The 26,193-nt window shown below is 55.6% G+C and carries 26 protein-coding genes; 6 read left to right on the top strand and 20 right to left on the bottom strand.

What is annotated here, in order from left to right:
• Nucleotides 1-46: 46 nt before the first annotated feature.
• From PUP29_RS10160 to rsxC, 8 genes are all read right to left on the bottom strand, one after another.
• Nucleotides 47-646 carry a recombinase family protein gene (locus PUP29_RS10160; protein ID WP_079546030.1) on the bottom strand — a complete coding sequence of 200 codons (600 nt, stop codon included), beginning with the start codon at nucleotides 644-646 and terminating at the stop codon, nucleotides 47-49.
• 244 nt (nucleotides 647-890) lie between these two features.
• Nucleotides 891-1,439 (bottom strand): Maf family protein, encoded by a 549-nt coding sequence (locus tag PUP29_RS10155; protein WP_079546032.1) that lies wholly within the window; start codon nucleotides 1,437-1,439, stop codon nucleotides 891-893.
• Nucleotides 1,436-2,419 carry a 4Fe-4S binding protein gene (locus PUP29_RS10150; RefSeq protein ID WP_079547786.1) on the bottom strand — a complete coding sequence of 328 codons (984 nt, stop codon included), beginning with the start codon at nucleotides 2,417-2,419 and terminating at the stop codon, nucleotides 1,436-1,438. The genes PUP29_RS10155 and PUP29_RS10150 overlap by 4 nt, the downstream gene beginning before the upstream one ends.
• Before the next feature lie 108 nt (nucleotides 2,420-2,527).
• On the bottom strand, nucleotides 2,528-3,112 hold the full coding sequence (gene rsxA, locus PUP29_RS10145; RefSeq protein ID WP_079546033.1) for an electron transport complex subunit RsxA: 585 nt from the start codon (nucleotides 3,110-3,112) through the stop codon (nucleotides 2,528-2,530).
• Nucleotides 3,112-3,771: an electron transport complex subunit E gene (locus PUP29_RS10140; protein WP_353423210.1), complete on the bottom strand. Its 660-nt coding sequence runs from the start codon at nucleotides 3,769-3,771 to the stop codon at nucleotides 3,112-3,114. Before PUP29_RS10140 ends, rsxA begins: the two co-directional genes overlap by 1 nt.
• A gap of 5 nt (nucleotides 3,772-3,776) precedes the next feature.
• Nucleotides 3,777-4,370: an RnfABCDGE type electron transport complex subunit G gene (locus tag PUP29_RS10135; protein ID WP_353423209.1), complete on the bottom strand. Its 594-nt coding sequence runs from the start codon at nucleotides 4,368-4,370 to the stop codon at nucleotides 3,777-3,779.
• Complete coding sequence (locus tag PUP29_RS10130) at nucleotides 4,363-5,307, bottom strand: RnfABCDGE type electron transport complex subunit D (RefSeq protein ID WP_079546035.1); 945 nt, start codon at nucleotides 5,305-5,307, stop codon at nucleotides 4,363-4,365. Before PUP29_RS10130 ends, PUP29_RS10135 begins: the two co-directional genes overlap by 8 nt.
• A 13-nt stretch (nucleotides 5,308-5,320) precedes the next feature.
• Nucleotides 5,321-6,685 carry an electron transport complex subunit RsxC gene (gene rsxC / locus PUP29_RS10125; RefSeq protein ID WP_079546036.1) on the bottom strand — a complete coding sequence of 455 codons (1,365 nt, stop codon included), beginning with the start codon at nucleotides 6,683-6,685 and terminating at the stop codon, nucleotides 5,321-5,323.
• Between the two features lie 236 nt (nucleotides 6,686-6,921).
• Between rsxC and PUP29_RS10120 the strand changes: the two genes are divergently transcribed.
• On the top strand, nucleotides 6,922-7,587 hold the full coding sequence (locus PUP29_RS10120; RefSeq protein WP_353423207.1) for a TM7S3/TM198-like domain-containing protein: 666 nt from the start codon (nucleotides 6,922-6,924) through the stop codon (nucleotides 7,585-7,587).
• Between the two features lie 112 nt (nucleotides 7,588-7,699).
• Here the strand turns inward: PUP29_RS10120 and PUP29_RS10115 are convergent, their stop codons facing one another.
• Together PUP29_RS10115 and PUP29_RS10110 are read right to left on the bottom strand one after the other, a co-directional pair.
• Nucleotides 7,700-8,656: a zinc dependent phospholipase C family protein gene (locus PUP29_RS10115; RefSeq protein WP_079546038.1), complete on the bottom strand. Its 957-nt coding sequence runs from the start codon at nucleotides 8,654-8,656 to the stop codon at nucleotides 7,700-7,702.
• A gap of 7 nt (nucleotides 8,657-8,663) precedes the next feature.
• Nucleotides 8,664-9,197, bottom strand: coding sequence for a DNA-3-methyladenine glycosylase I (locus PUP29_RS10110; protein WP_079546039.1), 534 nt, complete (start codon nucleotides 9,195-9,197; stop codon nucleotides 8,664-8,666).
• A gap of 82 nt (nucleotides 9,198-9,279) precedes the next feature.
• Here PUP29_RS10110 and hisC point away from each other — a divergent pair, with 82 nt between their 5' ends.
• Genes hisC through PUP29_RS10090 form a run of 4 tightly spaced genes read left to right on the top strand, consistent with a single transcriptional unit; the run spans nucleotide 9,280 to nucleotide 12,895 of the window.
• Nucleotides 9,280-10,365: a histidinol-phosphate transaminase gene (hisC, locus tag PUP29_RS10105; RefSeq protein WP_079546040.1), complete on the top strand. Its 1,086-nt coding sequence runs from the start codon at nucleotides 9,280-9,282 to the stop codon at nucleotides 10,363-10,365.
• Nucleotides 10,362-11,213: a prephenate dehydrogenase gene (locus tag PUP29_RS10100; protein ID WP_079546041.1), complete on the top strand. Its 852-nt coding sequence runs from the start codon at nucleotides 10,362-10,364 to the stop codon at nucleotides 11,211-11,213. The genes hisC and PUP29_RS10100 overlap by 4 nt, the downstream gene beginning before the upstream one ends.
• Nucleotides 11,203-12,534, top strand: a complete 1,332-nt coding sequence (locus PUP29_RS10095; protein WP_353423206.1) for an alpha/beta hydrolase — start codon at nucleotides 11,203-11,205, stop codon at nucleotides 12,532-12,534. The genes PUP29_RS10100 and PUP29_RS10095 overlap by 11 nt, the downstream gene beginning before the upstream one ends.
• Before the next feature lie 43 nt (nucleotides 12,535-12,577).
• Nucleotides 12,578-12,895, top strand: a complete 318-nt coding sequence (locus tag PUP29_RS10090; RefSeq protein WP_079546043.1) for a hypothetical protein — start codon at nucleotides 12,578-12,580, stop codon at nucleotides 12,893-12,895.
• A gap of 47 nt (nucleotides 12,896-12,942) precedes the next feature.
• On the opposite strand, the gene PUP29_RS10085 is transcribed toward PUP29_RS10090, so the two are convergent.
• Nucleotides 12,943-14,502, bottom strand: coding sequence for a ClC family H(+)/Cl(-) exchange transporter (locus tag PUP29_RS10085; RefSeq protein WP_079546044.1), 1,560 nt, complete (start codon nucleotides 14,500-14,502; stop codon nucleotides 12,943-12,945).
• A 230-nt stretch (nucleotides 14,503-14,732) separates the two neighbouring features.
• On the opposite strand from PUP29_RS10085, the gene PUP29_RS10080 reads away from it, so the two are divergent.
• The gene (locus PUP29_RS10080; RefSeq protein WP_079547788.1) at nucleotides 14,733-15,119 is read left to right on the top strand and encodes a MerR family transcriptional regulator; all 387 of its coding nucleotides are present in this window, start codon (nucleotides 14,733-14,735) and stop codon (nucleotides 15,117-15,119) included.
• 200 nt (nucleotides 15,120-15,319) lie between these two features.
• Here the strand turns inward: PUP29_RS10080 and PUP29_RS10075 are convergent, their stop codons facing one another.
• From PUP29_RS10075 to ilvB, 9 genes are all read right to left on the bottom strand, one after another.
• Nucleotides 15,320-15,982, bottom strand: coding sequence for a hypothetical protein (locus PUP29_RS10075; protein ID WP_353423205.1), 663 nt, complete (start codon nucleotides 15,980-15,982; stop codon nucleotides 15,320-15,322).
• A 105-nt stretch (nucleotides 15,983-16,087) separates the two neighbouring features.
• Nucleotides 16,088-16,579 (bottom strand): 3-isopropylmalate dehydratase small subunit, encoded by a 492-nt coding sequence (gene leuD, locus PUP29_RS10070; RefSeq protein ID WP_079546046.1) that lies wholly within the window; start codon nucleotides 16,577-16,579, stop codon nucleotides 16,088-16,090.
• A 12-nt stretch (nucleotides 16,580-16,591) separates the two neighbouring features.
• Entirely contained in the window at nucleotides 16,592-17,848 is a 1,257-nt protein-coding gene (leuC, locus tag PUP29_RS10065; protein WP_353423204.1) for a 3-isopropylmalate dehydratase large subunit, read from the bottom strand.
• 42 nt (nucleotides 17,849-17,890) lie between these two features.
• Nucleotides 17,891-19,483, bottom strand: coding sequence for a citramalate synthase (cimA, locus tag PUP29_RS10060; RefSeq protein WP_079546048.1), 1,593 nt, complete (start codon nucleotides 19,481-19,483; stop codon nucleotides 17,891-17,893).
• Between the two features lie 37 nt (nucleotides 19,484-19,520).
• Nucleotides 19,521-21,026 carry a 2-isopropylmalate synthase gene (locus tag PUP29_RS10055; protein WP_353423203.1) on the bottom strand — a complete coding sequence of 502 codons (1,506 nt, stop codon included), beginning with the start codon at nucleotides 21,024-21,026 and terminating at the stop codon, nucleotides 19,521-19,523.
• A gap of 77 nt (nucleotides 21,027-21,103) precedes the next feature.
• Nucleotides 21,104-22,753 (bottom strand): dihydroxy-acid dehydratase, encoded by a 1,650-nt coding sequence (gene ilvD / locus PUP29_RS10050; RefSeq protein ID WP_353423201.1) that lies wholly within the window; start codon nucleotides 22,751-22,753, stop codon nucleotides 21,104-21,106.
• A gap of 98 nt (nucleotides 22,754-22,851) precedes the next feature.
• A complete protein-coding gene (gene ilvC / locus PUP29_RS10045) occupies nucleotides 22,852-23,841 on the bottom strand; it encodes a ketol-acid reductoisomerase (protein WP_079547789.1) in 990 nt (329 codons plus the stop codon).
• 54 nt (nucleotides 23,842-23,895) lie between these two features.
• A complete protein-coding gene (gene ilvN / locus PUP29_RS10040) occupies nucleotides 23,896-24,405 on the bottom strand; it encodes an acetolactate synthase small subunit (RefSeq protein WP_079547790.1) in 510 nt (169 codons plus the stop codon).
• A 63-nt stretch (nucleotides 24,406-24,468) separates the two neighbouring features.
• Nucleotides 24,469-26,133, bottom strand: a complete 1,665-nt coding sequence (gene ilvB / locus PUP29_RS10035; RefSeq protein ID WP_079546051.1) for a biosynthetic-type acetolactate synthase large subunit — start codon at nucleotides 26,131-26,133, stop codon at nucleotides 24,469-24,471.
• Nucleotides 26,134-26,193 lie beyond the last annotated feature (60 nt).

Raw genomic sequence — 26,193 nt, 5'->3', positions numbered from 1 at the left:
GCAGGTAAACTTTTTGTAACAATTCCGAAATATAAGTGCGCGCCGTTCAACGCTCCTCCCCGCTTTGCCGCGCCCATTTAAAAAAGGTGTTGTGCGTAACGCCCAGACGCCGTGCGGCTTCCCTGCCGCTGATCTTTTCTTTTCGCCACAGCATGAATACTTCTCCAAAGCCCTCCGGTATCGCCTTGCTCGGCCGTCCGAACCGTACGCCGCGCAGCTTTGCAGCCGCGATCCCCTCCGCCTGCCGCTGATGGATGTTCTCACGCTCTTTTTGCGCAACATAGGAAAGAAGCTGCAGGACGATATCCGCGATCAGCGTTCCGGTGAGGTCCCGTCCCTGCCGCGTATCGAGAAGCGGCATATCCAGCACAACGACCTGCGCCTTTTTTTCCTTGGTGATGATGCGCCATTGAGCGATGATCTCATCATAATTCCTGCCCAGCCTGTCGATCGAATGGACGACCAGCAGGTCGCCCTCTTTCAGCCTGCGCAGCATCCGTCTGTATTGCGGGCGATTGAAATCCTTGCCGCTCAGTTTGTCGAGAAAGATGTTCTTCCTTGCCACCGGGAAACCGGAAAGCGCGATCAGCTGCCTGTCTTCATTCTGCTCGCGCGTCGATACCCGCGCGTATCCATACGTTTTCATAAACAACCTCCTGTAAGAACTTTTATCTTTGCAGGATATCATTTTTCGGTAAAAAAAGTCATCAAAAGTACAGGCCGGGCCTCGTTCCTGAAAAGAAAAAAGCCGCAGAGCTGTATACACTGCGGCTTTGCCGTTCTCTTATTTTTTTGACTGCCATTCGCTTTTTCGGCGGCCCGACAAAAACAGGCTGACAGGAAACGCCTGTGCGCAGCATGCGAACAGACGTTCTATTTCCACTCTTATACTATCCTTCAAGCTCCTGCAGCATTCCATACAGGCCCGATACGGGCAGACCGACCACGTTGAAAAAGCAGCCGTCTATCCCCTCCACAAATTTTGCAGCAGGGCCTTGGATCGCATACGCGCCCGCCTTGTCCGTCACGTCTTCCTGCTTCAGGTACAAATCGATCTCCCCGTCCGCAAGCTTCCGGAACCGGACCTTTGTCGTAAACGTTTTTGCAAGGTGCTTTTCCCCGCGCACGACGCACACGCCCGTATGTACAAAATGTGTGCAGCCTGACAGCCTGCCGAGCATCCGCCGGGCGTCCGCTTCGTCCTTTGGCTTGCCGAACACTTCTCCGTCCGCTTCCACGACCGTATCCGCACCGATCACTGTTTCTCCGGGATATTTCTCTGCAACGCTGTACGCCTTCCTTTCCGCAAGAAGGCGCACCAGACTGCGCGGGTCCTTTACAGCACATGTTTCGTCCGTGCCCGATATCACGACCCGAAAATCCGCAGTGATCAGCGAAAGCAGCTCTTTCCGGCGCGGTGAAGCTGAGGCGAGTATCATGACTTCGGCACCATCGTGATGGCGCCCAGCTTGCAGGCTTCCTCGCAAAGGCCGCAGCCCCGGCAGATATCTGTGATTTTATGCGTCATCTTGAGTTCGCCCTCAATTGCCCCGAACGGACATGCCTTTGCGCACAGATGACACCCGACGCATTTCTGCGGGTTGATTTTTGCCCGCATATCGGATTTTGTCGTCAGGATACATTTCCGCGGGCATTGCTCCACGCACAGCCAACAGCTGCGGCATTTTTCAGGATCGATCACCGGGAGATTGTTTTCCATCGTGATCGCGCCAAACGGGCAGAGATTCGCACATTTTCCGCACCCGATGCAGCCCGCGCTGCAGTTTTCCATTACTTCCCGGCCGCGCCCCGTATTGGTACAGCCCACATATACATCCACGTTTTTGGGCAGCACGGCAATAGAGCTTTGCGGACATTGCTCCACACACCGCCCGCAGCCCGTGCATTTATTTTCGTCGATGAAGGCGATGCCGTCCGGCCCCATCGTGATCGCATCGAATTTACATACCTTCGCGCAGGTGCCGAGCCCGAGGCAGGCAAACTTACAGGCGCGGAAGCCGCCCGCGATCGCGTAGGCTGCGCGGCAGTCAAGCGCGCCGTCGTATTCAAATTTATTTTTACAGTGCCCCTCGCTTCCAAGGCACATGATGCGCGCTACCTTGGGAACGAGCTCTCCTACCGATATCCCAAGGATCTCGCCGATCTTTTTCGCATTTTCCTGCGATACGACCGCGCAGGCAGACACCTCCGCTTTTCCCGCCACGAGTGCGTCTGCAAGCCCGTCGCAGCCGGGATATCCACAGCCGCCGCAGTTCGCACCCGGAAGATTCTCCCGTACCGCGACCGCGCGTTCATCCTTTTTGACTGCAAATTTTTTGGCCGCTACGCCCAGCATGACGCCAAACGCCGCTCCAAGACCTCCTAATACGATAACAGACCAGATAATTGGTTCAAACATAATAGATTTTCCTCTTGATCTTTTATTAGCGCCGCCGCTGCCTCCGCGCCCGGATACGTCCATACGGCGCACGCAGAGCTCCAAGCCGTTTTACGGCATTCTATATCCTTACACCAGCCCGGAAAAGCCCATGAACGCTACGCTCATCAGCGATGCTGTTATAAGAGCGATCGGGAAGCCCTGAAAGGGCTTTGGGATGGCTGAGAGCTCAAGCCGTTCACGTATGCCCGCAAACAGCACGATGGCGAGCGTAAAGCCGAGCGCACCGCCTACACCGTTCACGAGGGATTCCACAAGGTTATATTGCTCCGTGATGTTCAGAATGGCAACGCCGAGCACCGCGCAGTTTGTGGTGATAAGGGGCAGATAAACGCCAAGGCTCTGATACAGCCCGGGGCTCGTCTTTTGCAGCATCATTTCCACAAGCTGCACGAGCGCTGCAATCACAAGGATAAAAGCGATCGTCTGCATATATTCCACGCCCAGCGGCACCAGAATAAAATACTGTACCAGCCATGTGATAAGCGATGCCATCGCCATGACAAACGTGACCGCCATGCCCATGCCGACGGCCGTTTCCACCTTTTTGGAAACACCGAGGAACGGACAGATGCCGAGTATCCGGGAAAGTACGAAGTTATTGACCAGAATCGAGCTCAGCAGAATCGTGAGGATGCGAATAAAAGTATCCATTATTCATGCACCTCCTCTGCCTGTACAGGCTCTTTTCTGGCTTTTTCCTCTTTATTCTTTTCCCGCTGCAGCACTATCTTATTGATGAGCGCAAGCAGGAGCGCAAGCACAAGAAAGCCGCCCGGCGCCAGAATGAACATAAGGGCCGGCGGATAATCCGCGCCAAACACCGGAAGTCCGAACAGTGTACCGTTCCCAAGCAGCTCGCGGACAACAGCGATCATCGTGAGCGCCGCCGTGAAACCGACGCCGATGCCTATGCCGTCCATCATGGAGGGAAGCACGCTGTTTTTCGCGGCAAACGCCTCCGCGCGCGCTAAAATGATGCAGTTCACAACGATCAACGGAAGGAACAATCCCAATGATTCATAGAGGGACGGTATGAACGCCTGAAGCACCATCTGCACCACCGTTACGAACATTGCGATCACTACGACATAGCACGGTATCCTCACCTTGTCCGGAATAAAATTCCGCAGCAGGGAAATGAGCACATTCGAGCAGGTCAGCACAAAAATGACCGCCGCGCCCATGCCGACCGCATTCGTAGCCGAAGTCGTGACCGCGATCGTCGGGCACATGCCGAGCACCAGCCGGAACGTTGGGTTTTCGTTAAAGACGCCGTTCAAAAACACGCCTTTCATCATCTTCTTATCCATTCCCGTCACGCTCCTTCCCCAAGATATTGTTCGCCGAACGAACGCGCCAGATTCACCGCGTTCGTCACAGCGCGGCTCGTAATCGTCGCGCCGGTCAGGGCCTGTATTTCATTTTCCGCCCCGGCAGACGATTTGGACACCGTCAGTTCCCCTGTCGTTCCTGCAAACTGGCTCAGCCACTCCGGATCGTCCGCATTCGCGCCGAGCCCCGGCGTTTCATCGTGCGCGGTGATCTCCACGCCCGTTACGCTGCCATCCGTCGCGATGCCGATCGTGAGCGTAAGCCCAGCCTTATATCCCTTTGTAACGACGGAATAGGTGTACCCTACCGCTTGTCCGCCGGCGGTCCCTTCATAGACCTCCTGAATATCCGCATATTTTTCACGGTCGTAATCGATGCCGTCGAGCGCTACCTGCGTAAACTCCTCCGCAGCTGCAAGAACGCCCTGCCGCGCCTCCGTCGCTTTTGCGGCTTCATTTTCTTCGATTGGCCCTTTTGTGACCGCATAGACCACACCGAGAATCAGCCCCGCACATACGGTGATGATCGCAAGGCGCAGCACAAGATTCAGTATGCTGTCCTGATTTACCTTATTCATGGGCCTGCTTCACCTCCCCAAACACTTTCGGGCGAAGCGCCTTATCCAGCAGAGGCGTCAACAGATTCATGAAAAGGATCGAGAACGATACGCCCTCCGGATAGCCGCCCCATAGGCGTACGACCATCGTGACTACGCCGCAGCCGATGCCAAACACCAGCTGCGCCTTTGGCGCGGATGGTGAAGAAACATAATCCGTCGCCATGAAAAACGCGCCGAGCATCAGCCCGCCCGCAAAAAGCTCAAACAAAATCATACCCGGCTGTCCCGTGAGGAGCGTGATAAGCGCGACCGTTCCAAGATACGCGCACGGGATACGCCACGAGATTACCCGGCGTATGAGCAGATAGGCTCCGCCGATCAAAAGTGCAAGCACGCTCGTTTCCCCTATACTGCCTCCCACATTGCCGATAAACATGTCCCACAGGCCGGGGAGCGCGTCGCCCCCCTCTTTTAAAACGCCGAGCGGTGTCGCCGACGCGACCGCGTCCACGCCCGCGAACGGCGCGACAAACGTCGTCATGGCCACCGGCCATGAAATGAGCAAAAAACACCGCCCTGCAAGCGCCGGATTCATGAAATTGTGCCCGAGGCCTCCGAAGCACTGCTTGACGATAATAATAGCGAACGCACTGCCGCACACCGGAAGATACCACGGTACGTTCGGCGGAAGGTTGAGCGCAAGCAGCAGGCCCGTCACCACGGCGGACAGATCGCTTACCGTAACTTCTTTTTTTGTGAAAAACTGCACCGCAGCTTCACAGCCGACCGCGCTTCCGATGCACAGCGCGATCGTCATGAGGCAGCCCGCGCCGAAAAAATATACAGCGGCAATACACGCGGGGATCAGTGCGATGATGACATCGAGCATGATGCGCGAGGTGCTTTGCTGTGATTTTATGTGCGGCGACCCGGACAGAATCAACTCTCGTTGCATAAGCCTTTCCTCTCTATTCTTCCTTCTTTTGTTCCGCTTCCCTTGCGGCCTGCGCCGCCCGTTCGGCCATTCTCTTTGCCGCGATCATATCCTTTGCGAATTTGATATTCTGGGCAATCGGCTTCTTGGCCGGACAGATATAACTGCAGCAGCCGCAGCTCATGCAGTCCATGGCATGATATTCCTGTGCGCGTTCAAAATCCTCATGTGCAGCCGATGCCGATATCATCATCGGCATCAGATGCATGGGACACACCTCCGCGCATTTTCCGCATTTGATGCAATTGGTCTCCTTTTGCTTCTTCGTATACTCGCCGTCCAGAACAATGAGGCCGGAAAAGCCTTTGGTTACCACGCATTCCAGCGTCGGAAGGGGCAGCCCCATCATCGGTCCGCCGGATATGATCTTAAGAGGCTCTGTCGAAAAGCCTCCCACATAATCGAGCACCTCCTGTGCGCTTACGCCAAAGCGGACGAGTAGGTTTTTGGGCTGCGCTACCGCGCCCGAAACAGTAACAACACGCCGGATCAGCGGCTCTCCCGCAAAGAATGCGTCGGCGATCGCCTTAGCGGACGCAATGTTCACCACGACCACGCCCGCATCCATCGGCAGGCCGCCTGCGGGAACGACGCGCCCTGTGATCGCGTTGATGAGCTGTTTTTCCGAACCCTGCGGATATTTCGTCTGCACCGGCACTACACGTATGGCATGCGTATCGATCGCTGCCGTCATCTTTTCGATCGCCTCCGGCTTGTTATCCTCAATGCCGATGATCGCTTTTTTTACGTCCAGCGCACGCATGAGCAGCTTGACGCCCGCAAGCACACGCTTGGGGCATTCGACCATCAGCCGATAATCGGACGTTAAAAACGGTTCGCATTCCGCGCCGTTCAGGAGCAGCAAATTGATATTTTTTCCCTCCGGCGGCGAAAGCTTCACATGCGTCGGGAATGTTGCGCCGCCCATGCCTACGTTGCCCGCGTCCCGGATGCATTCGATGATCTCCTCCCGCGAAAGCGCTTCGATATTCTGAGGCGCTTCATAGGCGCTCTCGTCTTTCCCGTCATTCTCGATCACCACCGCCTGCACCGGATGTCCGCTTATGCCCGGTATTTCAGTGATCGCCGTGACCACACCAGATACGCTCGCATGTACGGGAACGCTCACAAAACCCTGTGCTTCCGCGATCTTCTGCCCCATGAGCACACGGTCCCCCGTTTTTACGATCGGCTTCGCGGGTGCACCGATATGCTGCGAAAGCGGGATCTTCACGACATGCCCTGCCGGCATTTCCTCGATCGCACATTTTTCCGTCAGTTTTTTTCCTTCATATAAATGGCGGAGCGGGTGGATCCCGCCCGCAAATGTCAGGCTCATAGCTTACCCTCCGAATGCCCTGATACGCGGTTTTTTCCGCGTTTTACCAACAAGCTTTATTATAGCACAATGATTTTTTCTGCAAAAGCATAAATATTTTTTTCACAAAATTACACATCTGCCGGTCAAAAACGCCGCTTCTTAACATTTTATTACGTTTCATCTGCTGATTTGCATTTGTTCTGTTCCACGTCTATAATTATAATAATGAGAAAAAATCCTGTAAGGAGAGCGTTATGTCCGGAATCATTCCCATCATCATACTTCTTGTTATGCTCATATTGGGTATCCTGTATTGCTTCTGGGGCTATAAATATCTGAAAGTCATCTTATTTTTGTATGCATTCTTCATGGGCGCATATTATTCCTATACCTATCTCGGCACCTACGTTCCTGCAGTCGCGGACTGGCTGTGGCTCGTGAGCCTCATTATCGGCATCGTATTTGCGCTGCTCGCGTTCTTCTTCGTAAAGTTTGCGATCTTTATCGTGGGCGGCCTCATCGGCCTGATGATCTTCGATTTTCTCAAGGCGGCGTCCCCGGCTACCTTTGCCGGCATGGAGCCCGTTACTCTGTTTATCATCGGTCTCGGCCTGTTCGTCGTGCTCGGCGTGATCACGCTCGCGTCCCGCAGGCATTTCATCATTATTTTTTCCGCGATTTACGGCGCATACACCCTTGTGAGCACGGTCGGCATCATCATCGGGCTGCTTTCCAACAGCAGCGTACTTTCCATTGTGACGCTCGGTAATTATAAACAGACACTTGATTCAGCGAGCGTATTCCATCAGACTCCGGCATGGGTCATGATCCTGCCCGTAGTCGTCTTTGCGATCGCAGGCATGATCGCACAGTATAAATTCACCGCACCGGGAACACGGCGGGGAAAGCATACGGCATAAAAAACAGCAGCAGGCTGCTCCTGAAACCGGAGCAGCTTTTTATTTTACAGACAAAGAGGCCCCGGCAGCATGATCAAAAAAAGCCGCCCCGGGTACTCCCGGCGGCAGCTCTTTAAATTCTGCAGTTCGCGTCGCGCATGTCCGCTTCCTCTTTTGGCCGCTCTTTCCTGTGCACGAGAGGCGCTTTTTTATACAGCCGCTTGAAAGGCTTGCGCTCCTCCTGCGGCACGATGGCCTTTCCATGAAAGGAAACGTTATAAAATTCGCTCTGAAGCTGAGTGATATCCGCGCGGCCTTCGAAAAAAGCCTCCACGAGCTCGATGCGGCGCACCGCCCATTCCACCGCCGTATCGATGAGGCCGAAATAAAAATCGTAATCGTAAAGCCCCTCATAGGTTTCGATCGGCTGATACAGCATTGTTTTGAGCTTCAGCTGGGAAATCACGTTGAGCAGCCTGAGCTTCCAAAGCTCCGCCCGTCCCGGCTGCGACACAAGGCCGTTATAATATACATAATAGTTTGCCGCCTTGGTATACGGCGCGTCGTCCACCTTAAGGCCGGGGAACAGGTAAGACATCTTTTTATAGAAAACATCTATTTCCCCGCCGGGTACGACCGTATCGCGCGCAAAGCCCTGCTTATCGAACGTGTAAGCGTCGAGCCCGTTTTTCTTTGCGTAAAGGATATCGAGCGCGCACTCAAGCGTATTATGACTGGACATTGGCTTTGTTTCCGCGTTGATGTGCGGATGCAGGAACATATCGAGGCAATAGTGCGTGATATAGCCGTAAAAATAGCTTTTCAGCGTATCGCTCCCCTGTTCCTTGATATATTCCGCGCCCTCGCAGAAAAAGCGCTGCGGCCGCGTATAGTGCAAAGCCCAGCCGAGCATCTTCATTTTCGCGCCGCACAGGAAGAAATAGAATTTATAGAGCAGAAAAATATCCCCGCCCTGCGAGCCAGAATAGTACGCGGGCAGGTTTTCCGTAATGATCTTTTTTGCCTGCGGATCCGTGAGCTTTTCAAGGATATTGTCCGCGGCGATCTTGTGCGTCAGCGTTGTAGGCATATTTTAGCTATCCTTCCAGAGGCGAGGTATATAAAAAACACCCCGGCTCGTGCGCTTCCAGTATTCCGACGCTCTGCATAAAGGCCTCCGTCATCGTAGGGCCTACAAAGACGTAGCCGTAGCTTTTGAGTGACCGGAGCAATGCTTCCGGTTTTTTGAAGGAATAAATATATTTAAAGAAGCTTCCAAATTCTTCTATTACCCGCAGCGTTGCTTTCGCGTTTTCCCGCACCGCGAAAATCTTCCTGCGGTTGCGGATGATCCGCTCGTCGTTCATAAGGGTTTCGAGATACGCATCCTCAAGCGCCGCGCATTGTTCAATATCAAAGCCGGAAAACGCTTCGCGGAAAGCCTCCCGCTTCGCAAGCACCGTGCGCCACGATAAACCGGCCTGAAAGCTTTCGAGGCACAGCTTTTCAAACAGAGCGGCGTCATCTGTTTTCAGCCTGCCGTATTCATTATCATGATAATCCTGCAGCAGCCGATCCACTGCCCAGCTGCACCGTCTTTTTTCCTCTTCAACGCTTGTTCGTTTTTCCATAGAACATATATTAACACATTTTGCGGCGGTTATGGTAGAATTATATTGAATTTACATAAATTTAAGAAAAGGTCGTTTTGCAATGAAAGAATTTTGGAGTAAAAAGGCGAAGAGCCTTACGCCCTATACTGCGGGCGAGCAGCCGAAAGAGCGGCTCGTCAAGCTGAACACGAACGAGAACGCTTATCCGCCGAGCCCGGCGGTGGCTGCGGCCGTCTCGCAGGCCGCCGGACGTCTGCGCCTGTATCCGGATCCGGACGCTTCCCGCCTGTGTGAGGCGATCGCGGAGTATCACGGCGTTCGGCCGCAGCAGGTATTCTGTGCGAACGGGTCCGACGAGGCGCTTGCGCTTTGCTTCTCCGCATTTTTCCAAAACGGAGCGGAGGAGGCAGGAAGCTGGTTCCCGGGCGTTTCCGCTTCCCGCAGGGTAAAGACGCCGGATGTGGGCTACAGCTTTTATCCCGTATGGGCGGAGCTTTTCGACGTTCCGCTCGAGATGGTCCCGCTGAAAGAGGATTATTCTGTGGATGCAGAAAAAATGTGCGGCGGAAGCGGCGCCGTTTTTGCGAACCCCAATGCTCCCACCGGGATCGCGCTGCCCCTTTCCGGCGTTGAAGAAATCATCCGGGAAACAAACGGCGTCACCGTGGTCGACGAGGCATACGCCGCTTTCGGGAATGTGACCGCCATCCCTCTTGTGGACCGGTATCCTAACCTTGCGGTCGTGCGGACGTTTTCCAAATCCCACAGTCTTGCGGGTCTGCGCGTGGGCTATGTGATCGCAGACGAAAACCTGACCGCCGCGCTGCGGACGGTAAAGGACAGCTTCAACTCCTATCCGCTCGACGCGCTTGCACAGGCAGGCGCCGCTGCGGCGATCCGCGACGTGGAATATTGCCGCGAGGTGACCGGAAAAATCATAGAAACGCGCGCCTATACGGCGGACAAGCTGCAAAAGCTCGGCGTCGCCGTGCTGCCCTCCTCCGCGAATTTCCTCTTTGCGCGGTTTGATTCCCCCTCTGCTGAAGATGTCTTCGCGGCCTTGCGCAAACGCGGCGTGCTCGTCCGCTGGTTCTCCGGGAAGCGCACCCGTGATTTTCTGCGTATCACCATCGGCACACGGGAAGAAATGGATACGCTTCTTTCTGCTTTGGAGGATATTTTATGAAGATCGGCATCGCGGGCCTTGGGCTCATCGGCGGTTCTCTCGCCCGGTCCATTAAAAAATATACGGCGCACTCCGTTTGCGGCATGGACCGCAATCAGGAAGTCCTTGCGGCGGCATACGCCGCAGGCGCCATCGACAGCGACACCGACGTTTCGGACTGCGATGTCGTTTTCGTATGTCTTTATCCGCGGGATTGCGTCTCCTTCATGCTGAATACGGATTTTAAGAGCCATGCAGTGATCGCGGATATTTCGGGCGTCAAGCGTTTCATCGCACGCAAGGTCTCCGCGCCCCTTAAGGAACGCGGACTGCGCTATGTGGGAACGCACCCCATGGCCGGAAAGGAAACGAGCGGCTTTTCGAGCAGCGACGCCGATCTTTTCTGCGGCGCGAGCTTCATTATCACGGAGGACGAGACGACGGATATGGACGCCGTGCGCCTGCTGTCCGGGCTCGCAAAGGAGCTTGGGTTTGCGCGCGTCACCCGGTGCAGCGCAAAGAAGCACGACGAGGTGATCGCCTATACGTCGCAGCTTGCCCACGTAGTTTCCAACGCATACGTCAAAAGCGAAGCTTCCCAGAATTTCAGCGGATTTTCAGCCGGGAGCTTTATGGACCTTACGCGCGTGGCGAGGCTCGACGCCAACATGTGGGCGGAGCTTTTCGTCCTCAACGGCGACGAGCTCGTAAAGGAGATCGACGAGCTTCAGCGCAACATCGGCGCGCTGCGGGAGGCGATCGCAGCAAAAGACGAAGCCGCTTTGCGCAGTCTGCTGCGGGAGGGCAGCGAGAAAAAGAAACGGCTGAACCGTGAATATCATTCAGGGAGCGACAAAAATGAAAAATAAAAAATGGCTGGCCGCGGTGCTCGCGGCCGTTTTCTGCCTGTCGGGCTGCGGCGCAGCCGTCCATTTCGACGAGCAGGCCCTAATGGAAAAAAGCGAGGCTTATACGCAGGCGCTCATAGACGGCGACTATGCCTCGGCAGCGTCCGGCATTTCCCCCTCTGTGGCTTCCGTGCTGAATGCCGACGTTCTGAAGCAGGGCTGGGAAAGCACCGCGCCTTCGCTCGGCGCATTTGAAAGCATGGAAGCGTCTTCCTTTTCGGCAAGCGGCGCCGCTGCCCTCGTGGACGTTTCGTGTAGCTTTGAGAACAGGGGGCTTCTCCTGCGCTATACCTATAATGGAAAAAATGAGCTGACCGGGTTATGGATGACGTATGTTCCCAAAAAAGCACAGCCCCAGAATACGGACGCTTATGAGGAGCGCGTCGTATCGGTCGGCAGTGAGGACGCTCCTCTCGAAGGGATCCTAACGCTGCCCAAAGGTGCGGAAAAATCACCTGCCGTCCTTCTCATCGCGGGCTCCGGGCAGCAGGATATGGACGAAACGACAGGAGCAGCCGCAAACAAGCCGCTTGCGGACATCGCGCGCGGCCTTGCACAGCAGGGTGTCGCTTCCCTGCGCTATAACAAACGGACGGCGCAGTACCCGGACCAGCCCGCCGACCTTGCGCAGCTTACCATACAATACGAGGTGCTGGATGACGCTGCTGCTGCGGCAGAGCTTTTGAAGCAAACAGCGGAGATCGATACGGAGCATATCTATGTGCTTGGACACAGTCTCGGCGGTATGCTTGCTCCTAAGATCGTACAGGATTCCGGCCTTGCCGGGCTGATTTCACTCGCAGGCTCGCCGCGCAGCCTCGAAGACATCATGCTCGATCAAAACAAGGCGGCTCTCGCTTCTCTTGACGGCGTATCGGAAGAGGATAAGCAGGCTTCCCTTGAAAACGTTGAAAAGCTGATCGATCAGGCGCGCAGCGCAAAAGAGGGCGGAACGGATATCGTGCTCAATGCGACGGAAAATTATTGGTATACACTGAACCAGATCGACACGCCCGGTATCGCTCAGGCTCTTGATGTTCCTATGCTTTTCCTGCAGGGAGAAGAGGATTTTCAGGTGTTCCCGGAGAAGGACTTCACAGCATGGCGGGAGCTGCTGGGCGGACGTGAAAACGTACAGTTCAAGCTCTATCCCGGCCTGAACCATCTGTTTATGCCGGCAGGCGGAACGGGTACGGCCGGGGACTATGACGCGCCCGCTTCCGTAGACTCTCAGGTGATCGGCGATATCGCCTCTTGGATCCACGGGCAGGCGCACGCTTAACCGCTTGCGGTGGAAAACGTAATTTGGAAAAGGAGGTTTTGTGATGACGGAAAAATCAACGATGGAGAAATTCGGAGGATTTCTCGGCAAGGCCAAGGACAGCATCGTGTCTTTCGGCGAAACGGTGGCGTCGAAATCAAAGGAAATGGTGGATGTGACCAAATTGAGCGCGAAGAGGACGCAGGTCAGCAATGAGCTTGACGGATATTACCGCGAGCTGGGTATGGTCATATATCAAAAGCGCGCGATCGACGCAGATATAGAAGCGCTGTTTGCCCGTATCGCGGAAGCGCAGCAAACGGTGCGTGAGCTTGCGGAACAGATCGAAGCCGCAAAAGCGGAAAAGCCGGAGCACGAATAACGCACAGCGGCAACGGGCCGTGCCTCAGGAGGGCGCGGCCCGTTTTTTTATACGGTCTGACACAGCTTCACGAGCTTCTCGTGAATGCGGAAGGAATCCTCTTCATTGCACAGTACGATCAGGAGATCGCCCGGGCGAACCCGTACCGTCCCCTTGGGGATGATCTCCCGGTTGCCCCGGCGCACCGCTACGATCAGGCTTCTTTCCGGCCACTCGATCTGACTGATCTTCTTCATGCAGATCGGCGTACCGAAATGGACCGGTATCTCGAGCAATATTTTCGTATCCGTCTCCGCTGTTTCCTCTTGTTTCCTGCCCGCGGTCATCCGTTCCAAAAGCTGTTCATAGACCGGCTTCGATCTCATAAGGTCCGCAACGACATAGGCGGTCAGCGAAACGAGCGTAAGCGATAAAAACTGTGTGAAGGAGCCCGTCATCTCGCAGATGAGAATGATACCCGTGACCGGAGCGCGGACGATCGCCGCAAAAAAACCCGCCATTGCCAAAACGATAAAATTCTGCAAAAGCGCCTGCGGTACGCCGAGCCCCTGCACAAGCAGCGTGCCCACCGCGCCGCCGAGCAGCGCGCCCAGCACTAAGAGCGGCAGGAAGATGCCTCCCGGCGCGCCCGAACCAAAGCTCACCATGGAAAAAACAAATTTGAGCGCGAATACTGCCGCGATCATTGCGAGTGCAAATTCACCGCCCGCAAGCATGGGGATCAGCTTATGCCCGCCGCCGAGCACAGACGGGAATGTAAAACCTAAAAAACCGGCGCACAGAAACGGTATCAGCAGACGAACCTCTTTCCGCCTGACCTTTCCATACAATTCCTGTGACTTTCTGATGCAAAAATTATAAAACACGCCCGCTGCACCGAGTATGAGTCCGAGCAGGAGCACCGCCCAATACAGCTCGAGCGGGATATTCATCGAAATATCAAAGCTGAATACCGGCGCGAGCCCGAATACATTTCGTGAAATAAAGTCCGCAGTCACAGAGGCTGCCATCGTAGACAGCAGCACCTCTACGGAAAAGTTTTTATGCAGCTCCTCCAGAGAAAACAGGACGCCCGCAAACGGCGCGTTGAACGCCGCGGCAAGCCCTGCGGATGCGCCGCAGGTCATGAGCAGCTTCTCCTCCACCTTAATACGCTTCAGGATACGGGAAAAGCCTTTTCCCGCCATAGCGCCCAGCTGTACCGAGGGGCCTTCTCTTCCGAGCGAGAGGCCCGCGCCGATGGAGAGCACGCCGCCCGCGAATTTTGCAAGCAGCACCCGCCACCATTTCTGGCTGAACACTCCGTGCAGCTCTCCCTCCACCTGCGGGATACCGCTCCCGCTGATCATAGGCTCCCATTTTACTAACCGTGCCACAAGGAGCGCGAGGACTGCAAGCGCGGCAAACCACGCTGCTTTGAAAACGGCCTGCCTGTTGCCCGCGTCCAGTATGAAAACCAAAAACTCATCCGCATACTCGATCGCAAGGCGAAACAGCACAGAGACCAGCCCCGCCGCAGCACCGACGGCCACCCCCTGCAAAATCAGGCCGTATCTGAAATTTTGAAACCGTCTGAGGACGGTATGCGTGTCGTTATGCGGCTCCATGCGCTCCCCCGTCTGTGCTGCCTCCCGGAATCGATGCGTTCTTCCTTTTTATTGTAGCAAAAAATCGCCTCCTGTCCAGTTTTCGTTCGAAGCGCTGTTTTTTTCTTGACTTGGAGTATACTCTAAGTGGTACTATGAAAGAGCCGGAAGCGTACAGCGGCAGATAGGGCTGTATGCGCTGTTTTTCGGAAATAAAATATTATGGTGAAAAGGCAAAGGAGATTTTTACGATGACGATCGCGGAAGTCAGCAAAAAATATGAAATATCCGCCGATACGCTGCGCTATTATGAACGCATCGGCCTCATTCCCAGCGTGCGCCGGAAAGAAAATGGTATTCGGGATTATTCCGATACGGACTGCGGCTGGGTGGAATTTATCAAATGCATGCGCGGCGCGGGCATACAGGTCGAGGCTCTGATCGAGTATGTTTCCCTGTTCCAGCAGGGCGACGGCACGCAGGAGGCCCGCAAGCAGATCCTCCTCGAGCAGCGCGAACAGCTCGCCGCCCGCATGGAGGACATGAAACAAACGCTCGCGCGGCTGGATAAAAAAATCGCTCATTATGACGAATGCCTGCGTTTCGCGGAAAACAAGCTGCGCGGCGGCAGGGAATAAAAGATACCTTATGAATGACGCGCTGTTTCTTCCTGTCAAATGGCGCGGCGGCAGGCCTTGGATGTATTGCGGCAGGGTACGTCCGGAGCGTTCTGTTTGTTTTGCCGTCGATTCACCGTACAAGGCCGGAAAACCAAAAGAATATCCCTCACTGCTGCATCATAAAAGACCCGCCATTATAAGCAAGCCTTTTTTTGTTCTTATAAATGATATACTGCGTGCTTTGTTTTCACATACGGCTTCAAACGCTTTACCAGCTTCCTGCTGCAGGCTGCGTTCGTTTTCCTGTCTGATAACACGATATAAGCAAGCCCGGCCGCCGCGTCTATATCTTCATAGCCGATGACCGCCCCGCGCAGCACCTGCGTTTCTATGCGTTTTCTCGGCGCCGACCCGATCACCGCCCCGGCAAGCCCAAATAATGCTCCTCCTATCAGGCCGCCCGTAAGGCTTCCCTCGCTGTATACCCGGCGGTCGATATCCTTGCTCAATTCTATACTGCGCAGCTTCGAGGCATCAAGATGATACTGCGCCCCGCCCGCGGCGATCACAAGGGTGATCCCGTCAAAAGAAGCAATGCACGACGCTCCCTCCGGAACCGGCAGGCCGCCCACCACCTTGAGCCCTCTGTATGTCTTGCGCCTGCGGCGCTTTCCCGCCTGTTCCGCCTTTTTCTTTGGCGGCATTTTTATCTTTGCCATCATCCATGCGCCCAAAGCAGCAAAAAGAACCGCCGGGAGCAGCGAATACGCGATGCTGTAATGTTCAGCGTTCCTCATCGACTCAGCTGCCATACCGGCCAGCATGACCCCTGCGAGCGCAAAGAAAACGATCCCTAAAATCAAAAATTTATTCTTTTTCATGTCAAAGCCGCCCCCGTCATGATGATTTCATTCTATCAAACGGGAGCGGCTTTTTCCACCTTCTTCTATTTCCGGAGCCTTTTTATTCTGTTCTTCGCATTCGCCTCACAGCTTGTCCTGCCGGACTGCCTCAATGAGTCCGCCGGACGCAATGATGTCCTGAATGAATTCCGGAAAAGGCTGCGCCTTGAAGCTTTTTCCGGTCGTGAGATCGTGGATATCGCCCGTGGAAAAATCCACCTCGACCTCATCCCCGTTCGAGATCGCTTCCGCCGCGTCCGCGCATTCAAGGATGGGCAGGCCGATGTTGATGGCGTTGCGGTAAAAGATACGCGCAAAGCTCGACGCGATCACACAGCTGATGCCCGACGCTTTGATGGCGATGGGTGCGTGCTCGCGCGAGGAACCGCATCCAAAATTCTTCGTGCCCACCATGATGTCGCCCTTTTTCACGTTTTTGACAAACTCCGTATCGATATCCTCCATACAATGGGCCGCGAGCTCACCCGGGTCCGATGTATTGAGGTAACGCGCCGGTATGATCACATCCGTATCGATATTATCTCCGTATTTAAACACTCTGCCTTTTGCTTTCATATCCTATCCTCCTTAAATATCCATCGGCGATGCGATCTTTCCCGCGACCGCGCTTGCGGCGGCGACCTCCGGGCTTGCCAGATAGACCTCCGACTTCACATGGCCCATCCGCCCTACGAAATTCCGGTTCGTGGTTGCAACGGCGCGCTCTCCCTCCGCGAGGATCCCGCAATGTCCGCCGAGGCATGGTCCGCACGTCGGCGTGGATACCGCGCACCCCGCCTCAATGAATATTTTTAGGAGGCCCTCCTGCATGGCCTGCAGATAGACCGCCTGCGTCGCCGGGAAAATGATTGCGCGGACATTCGGCGCGACCTTGCGCCCCACAAGGATCTCCGCGGCGGCACGCAGGTCGCTGATGCGTCCGTTCGTGCACGAGCCGATCACGACCTGATCGATTTTTACATCGCCGACTTCGTCGATCGTTTTCGTATTCTCCGGGAGGTGCGGGAACGCGACCGTCGATTTGATTTCCGAAAGATCGATGTCGATGACACGTTCATAGGCCGCATCCGGGTCAGGTGCGTAAACCTGAAACTCACGCTCGGAATGGGAGCGGATATATTCTATCGTTTGGTCGTCCACCTCGAATATCCCGTTCTTTCCGCCCGCCTCGATCGCCATATTCGCAATGCACAAACGGTCGTCCATGGAAAGGGACGCGAGCCCCTCCCCGCCGAACTCCATCGACCGGTAGAGCGCGCCGTCAACACCGATCATGCCGATGATGTGCAAAATCACGTCCTTACCGCTGACATGCTTTTTCAGCTCGCCGCGCAGATTGAAGCGGATTGTTCCCGGAACCTTGAGCCATACCTTGCCCGTCGCCATAGCAGCCGCCATATCCGTCGAACCGACGCCCGTCGAGAACGCGCCGAGCGCGCCGTAGGTGCAGGTGTGGGAATCCGCGCCGATCACCGCATCGCCTGCGACAACGAGTCCTTTTTCCGGCAGCAGGGCGTGTTCGATGCCCATCTGTCCCACATCATAGAAATTCACGATGCCGTGCTTGTGTGCAAATTCGCGCACCAGCTTGCACTGCTCCGCCGCCTTGATGTCCTTATTCGGTGTAAAGTGGTCCATCACAAGGGCGATCTTGTTTTGATCGAAAACCTCTTTTCCGGTTTTGTTAAATTCCCGGATCGCGACCGGGGAGGTGATATCGTTCCCGAGCACCATGTCGAGGTTCACGGAAATGAGCTGCCCTGTCACGACGCTCGGGAGCCCCGCATGCGCCGCCAATATCTTCTGCGTCATTGTCATGCCCATAAATACTGATCTCCTTCTATAGATAAAATATTGATTTCTTTTCTATGGCCGAGAGGGTGCCTGCGCCTCATCCAGCGTGAGCTTATATTCAATGGAATCCGTAAGGGCAAGAAAGCTTGCCTCAATGATATCGGTCGATACGCCTACCGTATTCCATGTGTGCTTCCCGTCCGTGGATTCGATAAGCACGCGCACCTTTGCCGCTGTCGTCGCCGAGCTTTCAAGCACGCGCACCTTATAATCGGCGAGGCTCATGTCCTCCAGCGACGGATAGAAGCCCTTAAGGGCGTTCCGCAGCGCGAGGTCGAGCGCGTGTACCGGGCCGTCGCCCTCCGCGCCTGTGATGCGCGACTCATCACCCACCCTGACCTTAATGATGGCAGAGGACGGGTATTCCTGTGCGCGGAGCGGCTGTTCACCGATGATCTTGAAATACTCCAGCTCGAAATATTCCTTGTATTTTCCAAGCAAGCGCCGGATGACCAGCTCGAAGCTCTGCTCCGCCGCCTCGAATTGATAGCCCTCGAATTCAAGCTGCTTGAGCTTATCCACAAGCTGCCCTACCACCGGATCCTTTACCGTCACAGCAGGGTCGACCTTTTGTATTTTTTTGATCAGTGTCGCTTTCCCAGACACCTCGCTCATCAGGAACCGGCGGTCGTTCCCAACTTTATGCGGGTCCACATGCTCGAAACTCTCCCGCACCTTTTTTACGCCGTCGATATGCATGCCGCCCTTATGCGCGAACGCGCTGCCGCCGACATACGGGCTTGAGGAAGGCAGCCAAATGTTCGAAATATCGGCGATACGCCGCGCCGTTGCCGTCAGGTCTTTCAGCTTTTCCTTTCCCAGCACCTCATAGCCGCGCTTCAGCTCCAGATCAGGAATGACTGTGGAAAGATTCGCGTTCCCGCACCGCTCCCCATAGCCGATGAATGTTCCCTGCACCTGCCGCGCACCAGCATCTACCGCGAACAGCGTTTGCGCCACCGCCATGCCCGTATCATTGTGGCAATGGACGCCCACTTTTTTCCCGGGAAACTGCTGCACGGCACGCTGTGTCATTTTATGGATGTCCGTCGGATATGTTCCGCCATTCGTATCGCACAGGCAAAGCACGTCCGCACCGCCGCGTTCCGCTGCGCCAAGCGCTTCCATCGCATAATCTTCATTCGCCCGGCAGCCGTCGAAAAAGTGCTCCGCGTCGAACACGACATATTTTCCGCGCTCCTTCAGGTATGCGACCGTGCTTTCGATCATTTCCAGATTTTCCCGCAAGGTCGTTCCCAATACTTTCAGCACATGCAGGTCCCAGCATTTCCCGAAAATGGAAACGGCCGGAGTCTCTGCTTCGAGCAGGCTCTCCACATTGGCGTCCTCGTCCGGACGGATGTTTTTCCGCCGCGTGCTCCCGAATGCGCACAGCTTTGCGTGCTTTGGCTGCTCGTCGCGTATTCTTCGGAAAAATTCCAGATCCTTTGGATTCGAGGCCGGATTCCCCGCCTCAATGAAATCGATCCCAATATCATCGAGTGCACGCACGATATTCAGCTTGTCTTCCACCGAGAACGCGATACCCTCTCCCTGCATACCGTCGCGCAGGGTGGAATCGAAAATACTTATTTTCTGCTTCATAATCCTCCATTCCCGCGGCCTGCCGGGCGCGCTTCCATCAGGCTCCCAGCAGCTTATTGACTGCGTTGATATAAGCCAGCATCGAGGCCTCTATGATGTCTGTAGAAAGCCCGCGGCCCGTGACCGTCCTGTTCTCGGACGACACCTTGACCACGACCTCGCCCAGAGCGTCCTCGCCGTGCGACACTGCATTGATCTTATAGTTGTTGAGGTGCAGCGGCATCTGCACGATCTTCTCGATCGCCTGATAGGCTGCGTCGATCGGGCCGTCGCCCAGCGCGACCTGCTCCTGTGTGGCCCCGCTCATATCCTCGAGCGTAACGTTTGCCGTCGCCTGAATGGTATTGCCGCTGTTCACGACAAACTGCTTCAGCCGGAAATGCTCCACGACCTTTGCCGCTTTCTGAGCGACCAGCGCTTCCACGTCATATTCGGTCACTTCCTTCTTTTTATCGCACAATTCCTTGAACTGTGCGAATGCCGCATCAAGCTCCTCCGGCATCAGTTGATAGCCGAGCTCCTTCAGAAAATCATCGAATGCATGGCGGCCGGAATGTTTTCCGAGCACCATTTTATTCGTCGTGAGCCCAATCGATTCCGGCGTCATGATCTCGTAGGTCTCGCGCTTTGCCAGTACGCCGTGCTGATGGATGCCGCTTTCGTGCGCGAATGCATTCGCGCCGACGACCGCCTTATTCGGCGGGATCGATACGCCGATAATCTTGGACAGCAGCCTCGACGTACGGTACAGCTGCTTTGTGTTGATATTCGTATCCGCGTCCATCAGTGCCCGGCGCGTGTGGATCGCCATGACGATCTCCTCCAGCGACGCGTTGCCCGCGCGCTCGCCGATACCGTTCACCGTACATTCCACCTGCGTCGCTCCCGCGCCCACGGACGCCAGAGAATTCGCAACCGCCATACCGAGGTCGTTATGGCAATGGACGGAGATATCTACATTTTCGATCCCGTCCACATGCTGCCGGACGTATTCGATCATAGCCTGCATCTCCTGCGGCAGTACATAGCCGACCGTATCGGGCAGGTTGATGGTCCCGGCCCCTGCATCCACCGCTGTCTGCACCGCCCGTGCGAGGAATGCGTAGTCGCTTCTCGACGCATCCTCCGCGGAAAATTCCACATCGGGTACCAAGCTCCGCGCGTATGCTACCGATTCCCTGATGTGCTCCAGAACCTGCTCTTCCGTCATTTTCAGTTTATACTGCATGTGCAGCGGCGAGGTCGCCAAAAACACATGGATACGCGGCGCGGCTGCCTGCCGGAGCGCCTCGTAGGAAGCGTCGATGTCTTTTTTCACCGACCGGGAAAGGGAAGCGACACTGCAGTCCTTGATTGCCTTTGCAATCGTCTCCACGCTCTTGAAATCTCCGGGGGAGGAAACGGCAAAGCCCGCCTCGATCACGTCCACCTTCAGCAGTTCCAGCTGCTTTGCGACCTCGATTTTTTCCGATAAATTCATACTGCACCCGGGAGACTGCTCTCCGTCGCGCAGCGTCGTATCAAATATTTTGATGGTTTTCATAGCAAATGCTCCTTTTCGTCTCAACATTCTTTTCACAGGGCTCCGCCGGGGCGGGGCCTGCGGGGCATGCCGCCCGCTTACTTCAGCACAGCGCCCGTATCTGCGCTCTGCACCATTCTTGCATATCTCGCAAGCCATCCCGTCTGTACCTTCGGCGGCATAAGCTGCGAGCCCGTAAGTCGTCTGTTAAGTTCATTCTCATCTACTTTGAGATGGATGGAGTATTTGTCGATGTCTATCTCGATGATATCGCCGTCCTGAACATAGGCGATCGGTCCGCCCGCCGCCGCTTCAGGGGAGACATGCCCTACCGCTGCCCCGCGTGACGCGCCCGAAAAACGTCCGTCTGTAATCAGCGCGACTTCCTTATCCAGCCCCATTCCGGCCAGATTGGAGGTCGGCGCCAGCATCTCGCGCATGCCCGGACCGCCCTTCGGGCCCTCGTAGCGAATGACGACGACGTCCCCTTTTTTAATCTTTCCGCCGAGGATCGCGTCGTTCGCCTCTTCCTCGCTGTTGAATACCCGGGCAGTACATGTGCTCTTCATCATTTCCGGCGCGACTGCCGCACGTTTTACCACGCAGCCATCCGGCGCAAGGTTCCCATACAGGACTGCAATACCGCCGGTTTTGGAATATGGATCGTCTATCGGCCGTATCACATCGCCTGTGCGTTTGGCGTTCCGTATTCTGTCCATGACCGTTCCGTCTATAGTCCTGTTGTCTTCGAGCAGTCCTTTTTTGCTGAGCTCCGCCATGACCGCCGGAATCCCGCCGCATTCGTTCAGTTCTTCAATATAGTGCCGTCCCGCCGGAGCCAAATGGCAGAGATTCGGCGTTCTTTCGCTGATTCGATTGACCTCGTGCAGATCGATCCTGATGCCGCGCTCGTGTGCGATTGCCGGAAGATGCAGCATGCTGTTTGTGCTGCAGCCGAGCGCCATATCCATCGTGATCGCATTGCGGAACGCCTTTTCGTTCATGATATCACGCGGGCGGATGTTTTCCTCCACCAGCTTCATGACCTGCATGCCCGCATGCTTCGCAAGCGCCGTCCGTGCCGAATAGACCGCCGGGATCGTTCCGTTCCCGGGAAGCGCCATGCCCAGCACCTCCGCAAGACAATTCATGGAATTCGCCGTATACATACCGGAGCAGCTTCCGCAGCCCGGACATGCCTTTTGCTCGAAAGTCTCCAGCTCCTCATCCGTCATCGTTCCTTTTGCATGCTGTCCGACCGCCTCAAACAGGCTCGACAGGCTCGTCCGTTTCTCATGGAACCGCCCTGCCAGCATGGGGCCGCCCGAGCATACGACCGCCGGGATATCCACCCGCGCCGCTGCCATCAGCATGCCGGGAACGATCTTATCGCAGTTCGGCACCAGTACCGCTCCGTCGAACGCATGCGCGATCAGCAGCGTTTCCACGCTGTCTGCGATCAGCTCGCGCGAGGGCAAGGAATAATGCATGCCCGTGTGGTTCATTGCGATGCCGTCGCAAACGCCGATAGCCGGTACCTTGATGGGCGTTCCGCCCGCCATGCGCACGCCGTCGCATACAGCCTGCGCCACCTTGTCGAGATGCAGATGGCCCGGTATCACTTCGCTTTGCGCGCTTACCACCGCGATCAGCGGGCGTTCCAATTCTTCCTTCGTCAGCCCCAGCGCGTAAAGCAGGGAACGGTGCGGCGCGCGCTGCGCGCCCTTTTTGATATTATCACTGTTCACTTCTGTGCCCTTTCCTGTTCCAATGTCTTATCCTACCTGCGCGGACAGACGCCGGAGCCTGTTCCGCTCCGGCGCCGATGCCGTTTCGCGCACCCATCTTATTTTTCCTTGTGCCAGCTCATTTTTCCTCTGAGCTCCGCACCCGTCTTTTCCAGCTGAGATTCTTTTCCGATATTCCGCATAGCGATAAAGTGCGGCCGCTTTACCTGATTTTCAAGCATCCAGTCGCGCGCGAACGTTCCGTCCTGTATTTCAGACAGGACCTGCTTCATCTCCTTGCGGGTATCCTCCGTGATGATGCGCTTGCCCGTTACATAATCGCCATATTCCGCCGTATCGGAAATGGAGTAGCGCATTCTGGAAAGTCCGCCCTCGTTGATCAGGTCGACGATCAGCTTCATTTCATGGCAGCATTCGAAATAGGCCATCTCCGGCGCGTACCCTGCTTCTACCAGCGTGTCGAACCCAGCCTTGATCAGCTCGGAGACGCCGCCGCACAATACTGCCTGCTCGCCGAACAAATCCGTTTCCGTTTCTTCGCGAAAGCTCGTTTCAAAGATGCCCGCACGGCCGCCGCCGATCCCGCTCGCATACGCAAGCGCAAGGTCGCGCGCTTTTCCGGTCGCGTCCTGATGGATCGCAATCAGGCAGGGAACGCCTTTGCCCTCCAAAAACTGGCTTCTTACCGTGTGGCCCGGCCCTTTCGGAGCGACCATCCAAACGTCGACGTCCTTCGGCGGAACGATCTGTCCAAAGTGGATATTGAAGCCATGTGCGAACACGAGGGATTTCCCCTCCGTCATATAGGGCGCGATACCCTCATAGATCTTGCCCTGCTTTTCGTCCGGTACCAGAATCATGACGATATCCGCGGCCTTTGCAGCCTCCTCCGCCGTCATGACGCGAAGGCCTGCTTCCTCGGCGGACTTCCACGACCGGCTTCCCTCATACAGCCCAACAACTACGTCTACGCCGCTGTCTTTGAGGTTCTGGGCATGTGCGTGTCCCTGACTTCCATAGCCGATGACCGCAACAGTCTTGCCCTTTAAAAGAGAGAGGTTGCAATCCCTGTCGTAATACATCTTCATTTTCATTTGATTTGCCTCCAAATTCATATAGAATATTTTCAGGCGCCAAAGGCGTCACTTTTCACACGTATCTTCGTGGATCGATACCGCGCCCCGCTGCAGGGCTGTGATACCCGTGCGGGACAGCTCGATGATCCCATACTCGTCGAGCAGCTTTAAAAGCGCGTCGTTTTTTTCAGGCGTGCCTGCCATTTCTATGATCATCGATTCCGCGCAGATATCTACGATCTTCGTGCGGAAGATATCACACAGCTCTATGATACTGGCGCGTTTTTTTGCGTTCGATTTCACTTTCACGAGCACAAGCTCTTTATAGACCGAGCTTTTGGAGCGCAGGCCCGTGATCTTGATTACTTCGATCAGCTTGCCGAGCTGCTTTTGGATCTGCTCTAAAACCGCCTCGTCGCCCACCAGCTCGATCGTGATGCGGGAAATCTTCGGGTCGTGCGTTTCCCCCACGGACAGGGAACGGATATTATATCCTCTCCGGGAAAACAGTCCTGTTACTTTGGAAAGGACGCCGGATGTATTTTTGACCAGTATGGACAGTACATATCTTCTAATCATCGCTTTTTCTCCTTCGCTCCTGTTTCCCGCCTGCATGATAAAGCGGCGTTGTTTTCAGGATCATTTTTCGAGGTCCAGTATAATATCGTCAAGCGGTTTCCCGCCCGGCACCATCGGGAGCACCGTCTCGTCCTCGTGGATATCGCATTTCACGATCACCGGCCCTTTGTGGGCGAATGCTTTTTTAAAGGCTGCGCGCAGATCCCGTTCGTTTGAGATATCCATCCCATACGCACCGAACGCCTCCGCGAGCTTCACATAATCCGTCGGATTGTTGAGCGTCGTTTGGGAATACCGCTTATCATAAAACAGCTTCTGCCATTGACGTACCATGCCGAGCACATTATTGTTCAGAACCAGTATCATGACGGGCAGCTTATGCTTGACCGCCGTTACGATCTCCTGCAGGTTCATGTGGAAGCTGCCGTCGCCCGCGATATTGACGACCTGCTTTCCGGTACCGACCGCCGCGCCGATCGCCGCGCCCATGCCGAACCCCATCGTGCCGAGACCGCCCGAAGAAATGAACTGGCGGGGATGCTCGATACGCAGGAACTGCGCGGACCACATCTGGTGCTGCCCTACCTCCGTCGTAAACACAGTTCCCTCCGGCGCTTCCTCCTGCATCGCCTGAAGCACCTTCTTCGGGAAGCGCGCGTTCCGCGTTGCCCGGTCGAGCGGATAGCTGCGCTTCCAATGCCTGATCTGTTCCATCCATTCGCCGCTTTCTTTCCGCTTGATGCCGGGCAGCATCGCTTTCAGGACATCCTTTGCATTTCCCATCACCTCGTGGTCCGCACGGATGTTTTTATTGATCTCCGCAGGATCGACGTCGATATGCAGCACCTTTGCCTGCTTCGCGAACTGGGTCCTGTCTGACGTCACGCGTTCTGAAAAGCGTGCGCCTACCGCGATCAGCAAATCACAGTGGCTTGTGCACAGGGCGGAAGTCTTCGTTCCGTGCATACCGATCATACCCGTATAGCGCTCCTCGCTTGCCGGAAACGCCCCGAGCCCCATCAGCGTCATGGTGACGGGCGCGTTCAGCTTGCCCGCCAGCTCGCGCAGTTCCTTTTCCGCTCCTGCCGCGATCACGCCGCCGCCCGCAACAATAAAGGGCTTTTTACTTTCGTTGACCGCGCGGACCGCTGCGGCGATCTCGTCTTTCCCGAACGCATTTTTATGCGCGATCTCCCGCGGTTTCTGAGGCTCGTAATCCCACTCCATCATGGTGATATCTTTCGGCACGTCCACCAGCACCGGGCCCGGGCGGCCGCTCTGTGCGATATAGAATGCGTCGCGCACCGCATCTGCCAGCTCGGATATTTCTTTTACGATCACATTGTGCTTCGTGATCGGGATCGTTACGCCGGTGATGTCGATTTCCTGAAAGCTGTCTTTCCCGAGATTTTTCTTTTCCACGTTTCCGGTGATCGCTACCATCGGTATCGAGTCCATATACGCCGTCGCAATCCCCGTCACAAGATTCGTCGCGCCCGGGCCGCTCGTCGCAAATACGACGCCCGGTTTTCCCGTCGCCCGTGCGTAGCCGTCCGCCGCATGTGCGGCGTGCTGCTCGTGGCAGGTCAGGACATGGTTGATTTCGGGGTAATCATAAAGCGCGTTGTAAAGAGCGATGACCGTTCCGCCCGGAAATCCGAATACGGTGTCGACATCCTGCTCCTTGAGGCACTCCATGATGATCTGCGCTCCTGTTAATTTCACTGTTTTTTCCCTCTTTCTTCCAGCTTTTCCCCGTTCCCTAACAAAAAAGGCCTGCGCTTA

The sequence above is a fragment of the Christensenella massiliensis genome, from assembly GCF_040409835.1.
In the GTDB taxonomy this organism is placed as follows: Bacteria; Bacillota; Clostridia; order Christensenellales; family Christensenellaceae; genus Christensenella; species Christensenella massiliensis.
The sequence above is the reverse complement of the archived record's forward strand: the minus strand, read 5'-3'. Positions and strand labels throughout refer to the sequence as shown.